The 16,164-nt window shown below is 63.2% G+C and carries 14 protein-coding genes; 12 read left to right on the top strand and 2 right to left on the bottom strand.

Annotation, left to right across the window (positions count from 1 at the left end):
- Positions 1 to 12: 12 nt before the first annotated feature.
- Genes lepB through acpS form a run of 7 tightly spaced genes read left to right on the top strand, consistent with a single transcriptional unit; the run spans position 13 to position 4,714 of the window.
- A complete protein-coding gene (lepB, locus tag KEM63_RS13090) occupies positions 13 to 891 on the top strand; it encodes a signal peptidase I (protein ID WP_223652331.1) in 879 nt (292 codons plus the stop codon).
- A 52-nt stretch (positions 892 to 943) separates the two neighbouring features.
- Positions 944 to 1,321 (top strand): DUF4845 domain-containing protein, encoded by a 378-nt coding sequence (locus KEM63_RS13085; RefSeq protein WP_223652329.1) that lies wholly within the window; start codon positions 944 to 946, stop codon positions 1,319 to 1,321.
- Complete coding sequence (gene rnc / locus KEM63_RS13080; protein WP_223652327.1) at positions 1,318 to 2,007, top strand: ribonuclease III; 690 nt, start codon at positions 1,318 to 1,320, stop codon at positions 2,005 to 2,007. Before KEM63_RS13085 ends, rnc begins: the two co-directional genes overlap by 4 nt.
- Positions 2,000 to 2,899 carry a GTPase Era gene (era, locus tag KEM63_RS13075; RefSeq protein ID WP_223652326.1) on the top strand — a complete coding sequence of 300 codons (900 nt, stop codon included), beginning with the start codon at positions 2,000 to 2,002 and terminating at the stop codon, positions 2,897 to 2,899. Before rnc ends, era begins: the two co-directional genes overlap by 8 nt.
- Positions 2,899 to 3,597, top strand: coding sequence for a DNA repair protein RecO (gene recO, locus KEM63_RS13070; protein ID WP_223652324.1), 699 nt, complete (start codon positions 2,899 to 2,901; stop codon positions 3,595 to 3,597). The genes era and recO overlap by 1 nt, the downstream gene beginning before the upstream one ends.
- Positions 3,594 to 4,337 (top strand): pyridoxine 5'-phosphate synthase, encoded by a 744-nt coding sequence (gene pdxJ / locus KEM63_RS13065; RefSeq protein WP_223652322.1) that lies wholly within the window; start codon positions 3,594 to 3,596, stop codon positions 4,335 to 4,337. The genes recO and pdxJ overlap by 4 nt, the downstream gene beginning before the upstream one ends.
- Positions 4,334 to 4,714 (top strand): holo-ACP synthase, encoded by a 381-nt coding sequence (gene acpS, locus KEM63_RS13060; protein WP_223652321.1) that lies wholly within the window; start codon positions 4,334 to 4,336, stop codon positions 4,712 to 4,714. The genes pdxJ and acpS overlap by 4 nt, the downstream gene beginning before the upstream one ends.
- Here acpS and KEM63_RS13055 read toward each other — a convergent pair.
- Positions 4,703 to 7,531, bottom strand: a complete 2,829-nt coding sequence (locus KEM63_RS13055; protein ID WP_223655884.1) for a response regulator — start codon at positions 7,529 to 7,531, stop codon at positions 4,703 to 4,705. The two genes, acpS and KEM63_RS13055, sit on opposite strands and share 12 nt — an antisense overlap.
- A 99-nt stretch (positions 7,532 to 7,630) precedes the next feature.
- On the opposite strand from KEM63_RS13055, the gene cysM reads away from it, so the two are divergent.
- The 4 genes from cysM to mazG are packed head-to-tail and all read left to right on the top strand — an operon-like array spanning position 7,631 to position 12,949.
- Positions 7,631 to 8,533, top strand: coding sequence for a cysteine synthase CysM (gene cysM / locus KEM63_RS13050; RefSeq protein WP_223652319.1), 903 nt, complete (start codon positions 7,631 to 7,633; stop codon positions 8,531 to 8,533).
- On the top strand, positions 8,530 to 9,882 hold the full coding sequence (gene rlmD, locus KEM63_RS13045; RefSeq protein WP_223652317.1) for a 23S rRNA (uracil(1939)-C(5))-methyltransferase RlmD: 1,353 nt from the start codon (positions 8,530 to 8,532) through the stop codon (positions 9,880 to 9,882). Before cysM ends, rlmD begins: the two co-directional genes overlap by 4 nt.
- Positions 9,882 to 12,128 carry a GTP diphosphokinase gene (relA, locus tag KEM63_RS13040; protein WP_223652307.1) on the top strand — a complete coding sequence of 749 codons (2,247 nt, stop codon included), beginning with the start codon at positions 9,882 to 9,884 and terminating at the stop codon, positions 12,126 to 12,128. Before rlmD ends, relA begins: the two co-directional genes overlap by 1 nt.
- Positions 12,125 to 12,949 (top strand): nucleoside triphosphate pyrophosphohydrolase, encoded by an 825-nt coding sequence (gene mazG, locus KEM63_RS13035; protein WP_223652305.1) that lies wholly within the window; start codon positions 12,125 to 12,127, stop codon positions 12,947 to 12,949. The genes relA and mazG overlap by 4 nt, the downstream gene beginning before the upstream one ends.
- Before the next feature lie 4 nt (positions 12,950 to 12,953).
- Here mazG and KEM63_RS13030 read toward each other — a convergent pair whose 3' ends face one another.
- On the bottom strand, positions 12,954 to 13,298 hold the full coding sequence (locus KEM63_RS13030; protein WP_223652304.1) for a pilin assembly protein: 345 nt from the start codon (positions 13,296 to 13,298) through the stop codon (positions 12,954 to 12,956).
- 136 nt (positions 13,299 to 13,434) lie between these two features.
- Between KEM63_RS13030 and ppc the strand changes: the two genes are divergently transcribed.
- Positions 13,435 to 16,074 carry a phosphoenolpyruvate carboxylase gene (ppc, locus tag KEM63_RS13025; protein WP_223652302.1) on the top strand — a complete coding sequence of 880 codons (2,640 nt, stop codon included), beginning with the start codon at positions 13,435 to 13,437 and terminating at the stop codon, positions 16,072 to 16,074.
- The last annotated feature ends 90 nt before the right edge of the window (positions 16,075 to 16,164 follow it).

Below are 16,164 nucleotides of genomic sequence, written 5' to 3'. Positions count from 1 at the left end.
CGGTGCAGCCAGATGCATATCAACTTTCCCCTGATTCTGGTGATCGCCGTCGCGGTTGCCGGGCTGTTGGCGCTGATCGATCTGGTCTGGCTGGCGCCCCGTCGTCGGCGCGTGATAGCAGCCTATCAGGCTCAGGTTTCCACGCCTGATCCGCAGACCCTGGAACGGCTGGACAAGGAGCCGTTGCTGGTCGAGTACGGCAAATCGTTCTTCCCGGTGCTCGCGGTGGTCCTGATCCTGCGCTCGTTTCTCGTCGAGCCGTTTCAGATCCCGTCCGGATCGATGAAACCCACCCTCGAGGTTGGTGATTTCATCCTGGTGAACAAGTTTGCCTACGGTATCCGTCTCCCGGTAGTCGACACCAAGGTACTCGACATCGGTGATCCGCAGCGCGGCGATGTCATGGTGTTCCGCTATCCCAACGAGCCGCGCATCAACTACATCAAGCGTGTGATCGGTCTGCCGGGGGATCACGTCCGCTACGCCGACAAGCAGCTGTTCGTCAATGGCGAACGGGTCGAGCGTGATCTCGTACGTACCGAACCGGATGATGAAGTACCGCCGGGCCATCCGCTCCAGGCCCTGGCAAAGGTCGACATCTACGAAGAGTATCTTGCCGACGCCACCCATCAGATTCGCCACAAGCGTCTGTCTCAGCCGGCGCGGCCGCAGGAGTGGGTTGTGCCCGAGGGCCATTACTTCATGATCGGCGACAACCGCGACAATTCCAACGACAGCCGTTACTGGCAGTCGGATCAGATGCCGCGGGAGTTGTGGGGAATGGTTCCGGACACTTATATTGTCGGCAAGGCCTTCGCCGTCTGGATGCACTGGCCGGAACCCAAGCTGAGCAACCTGCCGAGTTTCTCGAGTATCGCCCTGATTCACTGATCGGGCCGGTGGCAGCAGGAATTACACCAACAACGGATGTCACGAGGTACCCATGCGCCACTCCCAGAAGGGCATGTCTTTTTTCGGCTGGCTGGCCGTCATCACACTGATCGTCTTCGCGCTTGTTGTCGCGATGAAGGTCATTCCGATCTACATGGATCACTTCGCCCTGCGCAAGATCGTGCTCGCGCCCAACGAAGACCCGACAGTGAAGATCAATTCCCTGCGCGAGTATCAGTCGTATATCAGCAAGGGCATGAATATCAACGGCATCCGCGACATCAAGGCCGATGAGGCGGTAAAGCTGACATCAAGTGGCACCGACACCTACACTGCAGTCATTCAGTACGAGGTACGCACGCCGCTGCTCCAGACCGTGGATCTGCTGATCCATTTCGATGAAACCCATATCGTCAGACCCATCAAGTGAGTAACAAGCTAGACCGACTGGAACGCAAGATTGGCTACACCTTCAAGGACCAGGAGCTGCTGATCCTGGCCCTGACCCACCGCAGTCTGGGTGGGCGCAACAACGAGCGCCTCGAGTTCCTCGGCGACTCCATCCTCAACTTCGTCGCCGCGGAGGCGTTGTTCGAACGCTTTCCGCAGGCCCGTGAAGGTCAGCTCTCGCGCCTGCGCGCGCGCCTGGTCAAGGGTGTCACCCTGGCCGAGCTGGCAAAGGGTTTCGAACTCGGTGACTACCTTCGGCTTGGGTCCGGCGAGCTCAAGAGCGGTGGCTTCCGCCGCGAATCGATTCTGGCCGATGCCACAGAAGCCATCATCGGTGCGATCTACCTTGATGCCGGTATGGATGTGGCGCGCGAACGCACGCTGTTCTGGCTGCAGGAGCATATCGCGACGCTGACCCTTGTGGACAACAACAAGGATCCGAAAACCCGCCTGCAGGAATATCTGCAATCGCGTCAATGTGAACTCCCTCGCTATGAAGTGATCGACAGCAGTGGTGAAGCACACTGCCGCGTTTTCCGCGTGGAGTGTCAAATAGCACCGCTCGCCGAGCGCACCTTCGGGGTCGGGAGCAGCCGGCGCTTCGCCGAACAGGAAGCGGCTCAGCAGGCACTTATCGCGCTAGGGGTAGAGAAAGACGATGAATGAACACACACGTTGCGGTTATGTAGCCATCGTCGGTCGACCGAACGTCGGCAAATCGACCCTGCTCAATCACATCCTCGGCCAGAAGCTCGCGATCACCTCGCGCAAGCCGCAGACCACCCGCCATACCATGCTCGGCATCAAGACCGAGGAGGGTGTCCAGGCGATCTATGTTGATACCCCTGGTCTGCACAAGGACAACGAGAAGGCGCTGAACCGCTTCATGAACAAGAGTGCCAGCCAGGCACTGCGCGACGTGGACGTTGTCTTGTTCGTGGTCGACCGCATGCGCTGGACCGACGAAGACGAGCTGGTGCTCGAGCGCGTTCGCCACGTCAACTGTCCGGTCATACTGGTGGTCAACAAGGTTGATCGCATGGAAGACAAGCGACAGATGCTGCCGCACCTGGAATGGCTCACCGAGCAGCTTCCGGAAGCCGAAGTGGTGCCGGTATCGGCCCTGCACGGACAGAACATCGCCGAGCTGGAGAAGGTCATTGCCCAGCGGCTGCCTGAAAGCGAGCATTTCTATCCCGACGATCAGATCACCGACCGCAGTTCGCGTTTTCTGGCTGCCGAACTGGTGCGGGAAAAGGTCATGCGCCAGCTCGGCGCCGAGGTGCCTTATCAGGTGACGGTCGAGATCGAACAGTTCAAGCAGGAGGGCAAGATCCTGCACATCCATGCATTGATTCTCGTCGAGCGTGACGGCCAGAAGAAGATCATCATCGGGGACGGCGGAGACCGCATGAAGAAGATCGGCCAGGAAGCCCGGCTGGACATGCAGAAGCTGTTCGGCAGCAAGGTCATGCTCAACCTGTGGGTGAAGGTCAAGCGAGGCTGGTCCGATGACGAGCGTGCGCTCAGTTCGCTGGGCTACCGTTTCGATCAGTAATGCGCCCGCTCAGTCCGGCCTACGTACTGCATAGCCGGCCCTATCGGGACACCAGCGCACTGGTCGATCTGCTGACGCTGCACGAAGGCATGCAACGGGTGGTCTGGCGCGGGGCGCGGGGGTCGCGCAAGAGCAGCGGTCCACAACCGTTCGTGCCGATGATGGTTGCTCTGGCCGGGCGCGGCGAGCTCAAGACCCTTGCCTCGGCCGAAACCGCCGGTAGCTACGTTCTGCTGCAGGGCAATCAACTGTTCAGCGGCCTGTATCTCAACGAGCTGATGGTCCGCTTGTTGCGCCAGGCCGATCCACAGCCGCTTCTGTTTGCCGCCTATCAGAGCGCCCTCGAGGCGCTTGGCGGTTCGGCCGCTGTCGAGCCGGTTCTGCGCCGTTTCGAGTGGCAGTTGCTCGACGTCCTCGGCTATGGTTTCAGCTTGACTGTAGATGCAATGGGTCAACCGATCGAACCCCAGGCGCGCTACGTCTGGCAGGCTGATCAGGGCCTGTTGCGGATCGAGATGCCGCCCGGTGCCGGCTTTTCCGGAACGGCCCTGCTTAACGTAGCGGCCGATGACTGGGATGACCCTGCCACATTGCGCACGGCCAAGTTGCTGATGCGCCAGGCGCTCAGCGTCCATCTCGGCGATAAGCCGCTCATGAGCCGACAGTTGTTTTCTTCAGCCAAAGGAGTCCAGTCGTGACCCATCCCTCGCGTATTCTGCTTGGCGTCAACATCGACCACATCGCAACCCTGCGTCAGGCCCGCGGCACCCGCTATCCCGACCCGGTTCAGGCTGCAATCGAAGCCGAGCAGGCCGGTGCCGACGGGATAACCGTGCATCTGCGTGAGGATCGCCGGCATATTCAGGAGCGCGACGTCCGTTTGCTCGCGCAGGTGCTGCAGACGCGCATGAACCTCGAAATGGCCGTTACCGACGAAATGCTCGCGTTCGCAGGCGAGATTCGTCCGGCGCACGTCTGCCTGGTGCCTGAGCGACGCGAGGAACTGACCACCGAAGGCGGGCTGGATGTCGCGGGCAACCAGGCTCGAGTTCAAGAGGCGGTCGAGGACCTGGCTACGCAGGGTGCAGAGGTTTCCCTGTTCATCGACGCCGATCCCAGACAGATCGAGGCCGCGGCCCGCGTGGGTGCGCCGGTCATCGAGTTGCATACCGGACATTACGCCGATTCTGTCGGCGCCGAGCAGGCCGATGCGCTCAAGCGCATTCGCGAGGGGGCGGCCTACGCCCTGAAGCTCGGTCTGGTAGTCAACGCCGGACATGGCCTGCATTATCACAACGTCGAACCCATAGCGGCGATCCCCGGTATTCATGAACTGAACATCGGCCATGCGATCATCGCGCGGGCCCTGTTCAGCGGGCTGGCCGGCGCTGTGCGCGAGATGCGCGAGCTGATGCTTGCAGCTGCTGCCTCACGATGATCCGCGGGATTGGTACCGATCTGGTGCTGGTGAGCCGGATCGAGGCTGTGCTGGGCCGGCAGGGGGAACGCTTTGCGCGGCGAATTCTCACTGATGCCGAACTGGAGCGCTTTCGCCAGCATGGCCAGCCGGCGCGGTATCTGGCCAAGCGCTTCGCGGCCAAGGAAGCAATTCTCAAGGCGCTCGGCACGGGCCTGGCGAAAGGCCTGTCCTGGCATGATCTGCAGATAGACAACGACGCGGACGGCGCGCCGCACGTGCTGGTGACCGGTGCGGCACTGCAGTTGATGGAACAACGCGGAGGCGGCCGCATGTTGCTGTCATTGAGTGACGAACGCGAGCAGGCGCTAGCGTTCGTGGTGTGGTCAGCTGGGTAAGGCAGCGTAGCTGCGCTGCAGACGGTCGATCGCCTGCAGCACCTCTGATACAGCGGCCTCGCTGTCGCGATTCTGCTTGATCAGGTTTTCGGCCTCATTGCAGCAGTTGCGCAGCTCGGGTACCCCACAGTAACGGGTGGCGCCGTGCAGGCGATGCACCGCCTCAAGCAGAGCGCGGCGGTCGCCGGAAGCCTGCGCCTGCTCGATCTGCTGGCGCTCGCGCGGTAGTCCGGCGATGAGCATCGCGAGCATGTCAGCAGCAAGATCCGCCTTGCCCGCTGCCAGTCGCAGACCTTCCTGACGATCAAGTATGGCCAGGGCCGGTGGCGGACTCTTCGCTCTCTCCGGATTCCCCGGCGCTGGCGCGACGAGCTCAGGCGGCTGTTCCAGGGCAGGGGCGCTGTCGCTCAGCGGATCAAGCGTGACGCCTGTCCACTTCTGTACGCAGTGACGAAGCTGCTCCGGATTGATCGGTTTGCTCATGTAGTCGTTCATTCCACACTTGAGCAACTGACGCCGCTCTCCGGCCAGAGCGTGAGCGGTCAGGGCCACGATAGGCACCGCCGGGCAGTCTGCAGCGTCCTCGCGTTGACGCAGTTCGGCGGTCGTCTGCCGTCCATCCATGCCGGGCATCTGCACATCCATGAAGACCATATCGACCTTTTCCTGCGCGAGCAGCTCGAGGGCATCCTCACCGCTGGTGGCCGTCAGAACTTCAGCGCCCATGTCCGAAAGCAGGGCTTCGACCAGTTTCAGATTGGCCAGGTTGTCATCCACGCACAACACCCGGACCATCGGCTCACCGCTGCTTTCGCGCGCTGGAGCAGGCGCAGCGGTACTGGGCCTGAGCAGGTGCAGCGCGGCGCGGAACAACTTGCGCGTACAGATCGGTTTCGACAGCACCTGGCAGCTTGCGCGGGGCAGCGCGTCAAGCATCGGATAATGCTCGGTGGTGTCCGTGAACAGCAGGGTCTTGCACAACTCTCGGTCTGACCAGCGCCGGACCATGTCGAAAATATCCTCGGCTGGCGAGTCGGCGTGGCGCGTGCTGAGCAGTACCAGATCGAAGCTTTCCGCTCGTCCGTTACCGGAACCGAGCAGTGACTCATGCAGCGCCTGGGCGGATTCGAAGGTACGCACGCTGAATCCCAGATCCTCAAGACTGTGCAGCACCGCCTGGCGACTGAGCATCTGCGGCTCGACCAGCGCCGCGTGCAGGCCGTCCAGAGGCTTGCGCGGCAGGTCGTCGCGCGCCTGACTGGATTTGCCCAGCCGCAGCGTCAGCCAGAACTCCGAGCCGTGGCCGGGCTCGCTGTGCAGACCTATCTCGCCCTGCATCTGCTCGACCAGTCGCTTGGAAATCACCAGTCCCAGACCGGTCCCTCCGCTCTGACGCGACAGCGAGTTGTCCGCCTGGCTGAACGCCTGGAACAGCGACTTCTGCTGGGCCGGGGTCAGGCCGATGCCGGTATCGGTCACACTGATGCGCAGCAGCGCGTGAGCCTCATCCTCCTGCTCGACCATGACCCGCACGCTGACCGATCCGTGATTGGTGAACTTGATCGCGTTGCTCATCAGGTTGGCGAGAATCTGCTTCAGGCGCAGCGGGTCGCCGCTCAGGCCCAGCGGGGTGTCGCGGTAGATGATGCTGACCAGCTCCAGACCCTTCTGATGCGCCGCTGGCGCGAGCATCGTGAGCGTGTCCTGAATCAGGTCCCGCAGGTTGAACGGCAGATTGTCGAGCACCAGCTTGCCGGCTTCGATCTTCGAGAAATCCAGAATCTCGTTGATGATCGCCAGCAGGTTGTCGGCGGACTTTTCAATGGTGCCGAGGTACTCCTGCTGGCGATTGCTCAGGTCGGTTCGCTGCAGCAGGTTGCTGAAACCGAGGATGCCGTTGAGCGGGGTGCGCAGCTCGTGGCTCATGTTGGCGAGAAACTCGGACTTGATGCGGCTGGCTTCCTGGGCGGTCTTGCGCGCCAGATCCAGTTCGATGTTCTGAATCTCGATGGTCTCGAGCGTCTGGCGCAGGTCTTCGGTGGCCTGGTCGATGTTCTGTTGCAGCTCACCCTGTGCGCTCTGCAGGGTCTGGGCCATGGTGTTGATGCCCTCGGCCAGCTCGTTGAGTTCCCTGCTGCCCTGGGGCGACAGGCGCTGGTCGAGTTGGCCCTCGCTGAGCTTGCCGATGGCAAGGTTGATCTGTCTGACCGGGTCGGTGATGCGTCGCCCCATCAGCGTGACCATGGCGCCGGTAACGATCAGCCCGGCAATGATCAGCAGCAGCGTACTGAGAATGGTCTGATAACGCAGGATCCACAGATTCCCGTGGCTGAGCTCCACTTCCAGCCAGCCGAGCAGGGCGTCTGTCTCGACACCGCTCGCCTCGCGTTCATCCAGCAGATCGGCAGTGGCCAGCAGCGGCAGCATGAATCGACTGCTGCGCGGCCCGGACTGCACCTGCAGCCCTGTGCCCGCGCCGAGCTGGCCCTGCAACGTGCGTTCGGCCTGATGCATTTTCGGCCCGCTGTGCTCGAGGCGGCGCATGTCCTGGTTGTACAGGCTGACGGCGCGCACGTCGCTATGGTTGAGCACTTCGGAAATCAGCGGCCGCAGGCGCGCAGGCCGTTCGTCGAGCATCGCGCCGGCTGCCTGTCGCTGCAGGTACTCGACGGTCATCAGTCCGCGCTCGAGCAGCTGTTCGTCGAGCATCCGCAAATGCTGCCAGCTGAAGTAACCGCCCAGGGCGATCGCCAGCAAGCCGGAGGGCAGCAGCGTCATCAACAGCAGCCGGGTCTTGATGCCAATGTCGTTCATTATCTATATCCGTTTCACCGATGCCGGTATCATAGGCCGCCTGACCCAAAAGCACAGCCTTCCGAGCGCAATGGCGCGTCCGATTTTTCCGAGGTGCCTTCGATGTCCATCGACTATCCAACCATCGCCGATTGCATTGGCAACACCCCGCTGGTGCGTCTGCAGCGCCTTCCGGGAGAGACCAGCAACACCATTCTGGTCAAGCTTGAAGGCAATAATCCGGCCGGATCGGTCAAGGATCGTCCTGCGTTGTCGATGATCGAGCGCGCCGAGCAGCGCGGCGAAATCAGCCCCGGTGATACGCTGATCGAAGCCACATCGGGGAATACCGGCATCGCTCTGGCCATGGCTGCGGCGATCAAGGGTTACAAGATGATGCTGATCATGCCCGACAACATGAGCGCCGAGCGCAAGGCGGCCATGTCAGCCTATGGCGCCGAGCTGGTGCTGGTCAGCCGCGAATCCGGCATGGAAGGCGCGCGGGATCTGGCGCTGAGCATGCAGCACGAAGGCCGTGGCAAGGTGCTTGACCAGTTCGCCAGTCGCGACAATCCGGAGGCGCATTATACCGGCACCGGCCCGGAGATATGGCGCGACACCCGCGGCACCGTTACCCACTTCGTCAGCTCCATGGGTACCACCGGCACCATCATGGGCACCTCGCGCTTTCTCAAGGAAAAGAATCCTGCCATTCAGATCGTCGGCCTGCAGCCAATGGAAGGCGCGGCGATCCCCGGCATCCGTCGTTGGCCCGAGGCCTACCTGCCGAGCATTTTCGATGCGAGCCGGGTCGACCGGGTGATCGACATGAACCAACCCGAGGCCGAGACCATCATGCGTCGGCTGGCCCGTGAAGAGGGCATATTCGCCGGCGTCTCGTCCGGGGGGGCCGTCGCTGCTGCGCTGCGGCTGTCTGCTGAGGTGGAAAACGCGGTTATCGTTGCCATCGTCTGCGACCGCGGCGACCGCTACCTGTCCACCGGGGTGTTCGACGCACAATCATGAACAGGACTCGAGGGCGGCCGCGGCGCAGTAGCGACGCGCCGGCGGCAGTGGGTCAGCGTATCGAGCTGACGCTGCAGCGGCTGACACATGACGGCCGCGGCATTGGCTCCTGGCAGGGCCGCACGGTGTTCGTCGAAGGCGGCCTGCCAGGAGAACTGGTCACCGCCCGTGTCGTCCGGGCGCGCAGCAAGCTGATCGAGGCGCGGCTCGACACGCTCAGGCAGCCTGCGCCCGAACGGGTAGAGCCGCGCTGCCGGCATGCGGATCTGTGCGGGGGCTGCAATCAGCAGCATATAGCCCACGACCTGCAGATCACCATCAAACAGCAGACTCTGGCCCAGCAGCTGCAACACTTCGCCGGGTTGCAGCCCGAGCGCTGGATGCCACCGCTGCTGGGCCCGGCCTATGGATATCGCCAGCGCACGCGCCTGGCGATGCGCTGGGATGCCAGGTCCGGGCGGCTGGAGGTTGGCTACCGGCAGCGAGCGAGCAGTGACCTGGTCGAGATCAGCGAGTGCCCGATTCTCGCAGCGCCGCTGGAAGCCCTGATAAAGGCCCTGCCTGACGTGCTGCGCAGCCTGGACGCGCGGCAGTCCCTCGGCCACGTCGAGCTGATCGGAGGCCTGTTTCCGGCGCTTGTGGTGCGCCACCTGAGGCCGTTGTCTGCCAACGATCTCACCGCGTTGGGCGAGCTGGCCCAGCAGCATCAGGTCTCGCTGTGGCTTCAGGGCAGCGATGCCGATCAGCCGACCCCGGAAGGCGCCGCGCAGACTCCGGCCTATGCGCTGGATGATCAGCAACTCCGGTTCGAGTTCGCTCCCGGTGATTTCACTCAGGTCAACGCCGACATCAACCAGGCGATGGTCAATCAGGCCATTGCCTGGCTTGGCCTGCAGCCGGGCGAGCGGGTGCTTGATCTGTACTGCGGGGTGGGTAACTTTTCGCTGCCACTGGCCCGCCAGGGTGCATTCGTCGCCGGCATCGAAGGGAGCGACGAAATGGTATTGCAGGCGCAGCATAACGCCGGATTAAATGCGCTCGCTCAAACGCACTTTTGCCAGGCCGACTTGTCGAAGCGACTTGCCGACGATGTGCTGGCGCAGCGATACCATGCCGCGTTACTCGACCCGCCACGGGATGGGGCCGAGACGCTGGTCGCTGCGCTGGCTGAGCACGGCATAGGAAGGATACTGTACGTATCCTGCAATCCGGCCACGCTGGCCCGCGATGCGGGAGTTCTGGCAGGCAAGGGGTATCGGCTGGTACAGGCGGGGATCATGGACATGTTCCCGCAAACCGCCCATGTGGAAGCCATGGCACTGTTCGTGTCTGGCAAGGACAAGAGTTAATGGTACAAGTACGCGCCGAACATCCGATGAACCGGGATGGCAGCATCAATCTGGATGCATGGATGGCTCGCATTCAGAGCCGGGTGCCGCTCACCACGCCCGAGCTGCTCAGGGACGCTTGTGAGTGGGCGGAGGAGCTGGAGCAGGCCGCTATCGCCGCGGAGCATATCTGGGCCGAAGGGACGAGCAGCTATCGGACCGGGCTGGAAATGGCGGAAATCCTGGCCGACCTCAAGCTCGATCAGGACTCGCTGGTGGCCGCGGTAATCTACCGTGCCGTACGCGAGGGCAAGACCACCCTGGCAGCGGTGGAAAAGCGTCTTGGCGCGGTCGTGGCCGGCCTGGTTGACGGCGTGCAGCGCATGGCTGCCATCAGCGTCTCGCAGAATCCGGCCAAGGCCACGGTGTTCAACCCGCAATCGCAGGTCGAAACGCTGCGCAAGATGCTCGTGACCATGATCGACGATGTGCGCGTGGCGTTGATCAAGCTGGCCGAACGTACCTGCGCCATCCGAGCCGTCAAGGACGCTCCGGATGCCAAGCGCTATCGCGTGGCCCGCGAGGTCTTCGACGTCTACGCGCCGCTTGCCCACCGTCTGGGCATCGGCCATATCAAGTGGGAACTCGAAGACCTGTCGTTCAGGTACCTCGAGCCGGTGCAGTACAAGCAGATCGCCAAACTGCTCGACGAGCGGCGGCTGGATCGCCAGGTCTACATCGAGGATGTCATGGCGCAGCTGCGCGCGGAGCTGGAAGATGCCGGCATCCATGCGGACATCACCGGGCGGGCGAAGCATATCTATTCGATCTGGCGCAAGATGCAGCGCAAGGGCATCGAATTCAGCCAGGTGTATGACGTGCGCGCGGTGCGCATCCTGGTGCCACAGGTACGCGACTGCTATACCGCCCTGGGCATCGTGCACAGCCTGTGGCGGCATATCCCCAACGAATTCGACGACTACATCGCCAACCCCAAGGAAAACGGCTATCGCTCGCTGCATACGGCAGTGCTGGGGCCCGAGGGCAAGGTGCTCGAGGTGCAGATCCGTACCCAGGCGATGCATGAAGAAGCCGAACTCGGCGTCTGCGCCCACTGGCGTTACAAGGGCACCGATGTGAGCGCCTCGTCCACCGCCTACGAAGACAAGATCGCTTGGCTTCGCCAAGTGCTTGAATGGCATGAAGAAATGGGCGACATCGGTGGCCTCGCCGATCAGTTGCGGGTCGACTTCGAGCCGGATCGTATCTATCTCTTCACGCCCGATGGCCACGTGCTGGATGTGCCCAAGGGTGCCACGCCGCTGGACTTCGCCTACCGGGTCCATACCGAAATCGGACACAGCTGCCGTGGCGCCAAGGTCAATGGCCGGATCGTGCCGCTGAACTACATTCTGCAGACCGGCGAGCAGGTCGAGATCATCACCGGCAAGCAGAGCGGGCCGAGTCGGGACTGGCTGAACACCAATCTGGGCTACGTCAATACCTCGCGCGCCCGGGCGAAGATCCAGCACTGGTTCAAGCAGCAGGCCCGCGAACAGAACGTGCAGGCCGGCAAGCTCATGCTCGAGCGCGAGTTGACGCGCCTGGCATTGAACGGCGCCGACTACGCCCAGTTGATCGATCGTCTGGGGATCAACAGTCAGGAGGATCTGTTCGCTGCAGTGGGCTCCGGAGACACCCGTCTGGCGCACGTCGTCAATGTCGCGCAGCAGCTGGTCGAACCGGACCGCAGTACCGAACAGCTGGAGCTGATTCCCAAGCGTCCGAGCAAGACCGGCCGGCGCAGCGACGTGTTCATCCAGGGGGTGGGAAACCTGCTCACCCAGCTTGCCGGTTGCTGCCAACCGGTGCCCGGCGACCCGATCATCGGCTACATCACCCACGGCCGGGGGGTGACGGTGCATCGTGCCGATTGTGCCACCGCCATGCAGCTGCAGGACCGCGACGGCGAGCGGCTGATCGAAGTCAGTTGGGGTAGCAAGCCGGTGCAGACCTATCCGGTTGAAATCTACATTCGCGCCTACGACCGCAGCGGATTGCTGCGCGACGTGTCGCAGATGCTCGCCAACGAAAAGATCAACGTACTCGAGGTCAGCACGCGCACCAGCAAGGACGACAACTGCGCCTCCATGCTGCTGACCATCGAGATTCCCACGCTGAATCTGCTCGGCAGGCTGCTGGGGCGCATCGGGCAATTGCCCAATGTCATCGAAGCGCGCCGCAATCGTCAGGAAAACCGTGCGTGAGCGAGCGCTACACGCTTGACGATCTGCTCTATCTCATGCGGCGGCTGCGTGACCCGAAGCACGGCTGCCCCTGGGATCTGGAGCAGGATTTTGCCAGCATTGTGCCGCATACGCTGGAAGAGGCGTACGAAGTCGCCGACGCCATCGCCGAGCAGGACTATACCCAGCTCTCGGGCGAGCTCGGTGATCTGCTGTTCCAGGTGGTGTACTACGCCCAACTCGGCCAGGAAGCCGGTCACTTCGGCTGGGATCAGATAGTCGACGGCATCACTCGCAAGCTGGTTCGCCGCCACCCTCATGTGTTCCCCGATGGCAATCTCAGAACACCGCCGGGCACACTGCGGATCGACGCGGATCAGGTCAAGCGTCGCTGGGAAGAAATCAAGGCGCAGGAGCGGGCTGAAAAGTCTGCCACGCCGCGGCAGCTGTCGCTGCTCGATGACGTGCCGTCCGCCCTGCCGGCACTCAGCCGCGCACAGAAGCTCCAGAAGCGTGCATCCGGGGCAGGTTTCGATTGGCCTGAGGCGGCACCGGTGGTGGCCAAGATCGCTGAAGAGCTGGACGAGGTCCGTGACGCCATGGCTGCCGGAGATCATCAGGCCGTGGCAGAAGAAGTAGGAGACCTGCTGTTCTGCGTCGTCAACCTCGCGCGCCATCTGAAGGTCGATGCCGAAACGGCGCTACGCGAGGGCAACGCCAAATTCGAACGGCGGTTTCGCTACATCGAAGCGCAGCTGGCCCAGGCCGGCGAGTCAGTCGATCAGGCCGGCCTGGCGCGGCTGGATCAGCTCTGGGACGAGGCCAAGCGCGCCGGACTGTAGTGCTTCAGTGCTGGGGTTCCTGCTGCTGCTCGGTCAACTCGTTGAGATACTTGCGGCTGAGCTCGAGGAAACGTGGCGTTGGCCCGACATCGTCATACAGCGGGTCGCCCATCTCGTCTACCGCGATGACCTTGTCGCCGGCCTTGTACGGTAGACACTCCTCAAGCTCCTCCAGCGCCGTCGACAGCAGATCAGTGATCAGCTCCTCGACGCAGCGCTTGGGATACATCTCGTGCAGTGCGGCCAGTCGCGCGGCGTCTTCCACCGGCAGATTGACCTGATAGGTTTCGCGCGTCATGCGCCCCTTGGCAGTGCGTTCCCACTCCTGGGTCAGTTCACGAATCTTCATTGTCCCCCCTGGGATTGGCCGGGTTTCGCTGAAAGTGCAAGTCGGTCCGATTCGCTGGCGAACCGCTGCGCCCCGACTTGCCTCTAACTGAGTGACAACGCATGCTGTGATTCGTTTATCGACCGGGAGGCAGGACATGGCAGAGATCGACACACGGTTACGCGCGGACGTCCACGAGCTCGGCGAGTTGCTGGGACAGACGATCAAGGCGCACCTGGGCGATGAGTTCCTCGAGCGCATCGAGCGCATCCGTCTCGGAGCCAAGCAGGGGCGGCGCAGCGACCAGGCCGAGCACGACGCGCTACTCGCGGCACTGAGCGATCTGCCCGACGACCAACTGCTGCCGGTCTGCCGTGCCTTCAATCAGTTTCTCAATCTTGCCAACATCGCCGAGCAGTATCATCGTATCCGGCGCCGGCGCCCTGACGAGCCGGAACGGTTCGAAGACACCTGCCTGGTTGACCTGATGCAGCGCCTGCGCGCGTCCGGGCTCGACGGCCCGGCCCTCAAGCGGCACGTCGAGGCGCTGGATATCGAACTGGTTCTTACCGCCCACCCGACCGAGGTCACCCGGCGTACCCTGATCCAGAAATACGACGCGATCGCTGACACCCTGGCGCGGCGCGATCACGATGATCTGAGCATCGCTGAAATCGCTACCCTGCGTAGCGACCTGGCTCGCCTGATCAGCGAGGCCTGGCACACCGATGAGATACGCCGCAGCCGACCGACGCCGGTCGACGAGGCCAAGTGGGGCTTCGCCGTCATCGAACATTCCCTGTGGCAGGCACTGCCACGTTTTCTGCGTGAACTCGACAGCGAGGTCGGCCGCGAGGCGGGCAGTGCGCTCGGCGTGCGCGCCGCACCGATCCGCGTGGCGTCGTGGATGGGTGGTGACCGCGACGGCAATCCGAATGTCACCGCGTCCGTCACCCGGGAAGTCTTGCTCCTTGGACGCTGGATGGCAGCCGATCTGTACCTGCGCGATATCGAGCAGCTTGCCTCGCAGTTGTCGATGCAGGCAGCCAGCGAGGAGCTTCTCGCTACCGTCGGCGACAGCGACGAACCCTATCGTGCTTTGCTCAAGCAATTACGCAGCCGGCTTCAGGTGACCCGAGCCTGGGCGGAGCAGGCGCTGACACGGCCTGTCGAAGAGCCGGCGGACATGCTGCACGAGCTCGAGGAGCTGCGCGGCCCGCTGGAATGCTGTTACCGCTCACTGACCGACTGCGGCATGCGCATCATTGCCGACGGCCTTCTGCTGGATGTACTGCGTCGGGTCAACGCGTTCGGGCTGGGGCTGGTGCGTCTGGATATCCGCCAGGATGCATCGCGTCACGCCGATGCGCTCAGCGAGCTGACCGAGTATCTGGGTCTGGGCCGCTTCAGTGACTGGGAGGAAGAGCGCCGTTGCCAATGGCTGCTCGATGAAGTGCATGGCCGGCGGCCGTTGTTGCCGCCCGACTGGGAGCCGTCGGCCGATACCGCCGAAGTGCTGGAGACCTGCCGCGTGGTTGCCCGCCAGCCGGCGGGCTTGCTGGGCTCATATGTGATTTCCATGGCATCGAACGCTTCGGATGTGCTGGCCGTGAAGCTGCTTCTCAAGGAAGCGGGTGTTCGCTGGCCCATGCGCGTGGCGCCGTTGTTCGAGACGCTGTCGGATCTGGAAAATGGTGCGCCGACCATCGACCGGCTGTTGTCCTTCGATGCGTATCGAACGCTGGCCGGCGATGAGCAGGAGGTCATGATCGGCTACTCCGATTCGGCCAAGGACGCCGGAGCGCTGGCCGCCGGTTGGGCGCAGTACCGCGCGCAGGAGGCCCTGGTGCAGGTCTGTGCCGACCGGGGCGTGAAGTTGCGGCTGTTCCATGGGCGCGGCGGCACCGTCGGGCGGGGCGGTGCTCCGGCGCATATGGCCATCCTTTCACAGCCTCCGGGCTCGGTGAACGGTCAATTTCGGGTAACCGAACAGGGTGAAATGATTCGCTTCAAGTTCGGCCTGCCCGGAATCGCGGTGCAGAGCCTGCGCCTGTACACCAGCGCGGTGCTCGAAGCATCCCTGTTGCCACCGCCTGCGCCACAGCCACAGTGGCGCGACACCATGCAAGGCCTGGCAGATCGTTCAGTGGAGATCTACCGCGCAGTGGTGCGTCACGAGGCAGAGTTTGTCGAGTACTTTCGCCAGGCGACGCCGGAGCAGGAGCTGGCGCGGCTGCCGTTGGGCAGCCGGCCGGCGAAGCGTCGGTCGCAGGGCGGCATAGAAACCCTCCGTGCGATCCCCTGGATCTTCGCCTGGACACAGACCCGCCTGATGTTGCCGGCCTGGCTCGGCGCCGGACAGGCGCTGGCCGAGGCGATCGACAAGGGTCAGGCGGTAGAGCTGCGCGACATGATGTCGCAGTGGCCGTTCTTCACGGCTCGCATCGAGATGCTGGAAATGGTGTTGTCCAAGGCAGACGGTGGCATTGCGCGCTTCTATGAGGAACGGCTCGCCGACCCCGAGCTCTGGCCGCTGGGGAGCCGGCTTCGCGATGCGCTCCAGCAGGCGATCGACGCGGTACTGGAGCTGCGAGAAACGGACCAGTTGCTGGCCCGTAGCCAGCTGCTGGCCGAGTCGGTGGCGATCCGCAATCCGTATACCGACCCGCTCCATGTGTTGCAGGCCGAGCTGCTCAAGCGGACCCGGATACAGGGCCAGGAGGTCGCGCCGGGCCTCGAGCGGGCCTTGCTGGTTACCGTCGCCGGCATCGCGGCAGGCATGCGCAACACCGGCTGATCCGGGGAGCGCTACCCGCCGCAGGGGCCGGCGCACGCGACCTTGGTCCAGCTTGTACATGCCAGGCTGTGCGTGTATGTTGAACGCCCT

It is taken from the genome of Halopseudomonas nanhaiensis (genome assembly GCF_020025155.1).
In the GTDB taxonomy this organism is placed as follows: Bacteria; Pseudomonadota; Gammaproteobacteria; order Pseudomonadales; family Pseudomonadaceae; genus Halopseudomonas; species Halopseudomonas nanhaiensis.
This window is presented reverse-complemented; position numbering and strand designations above follow the sequence as displayed.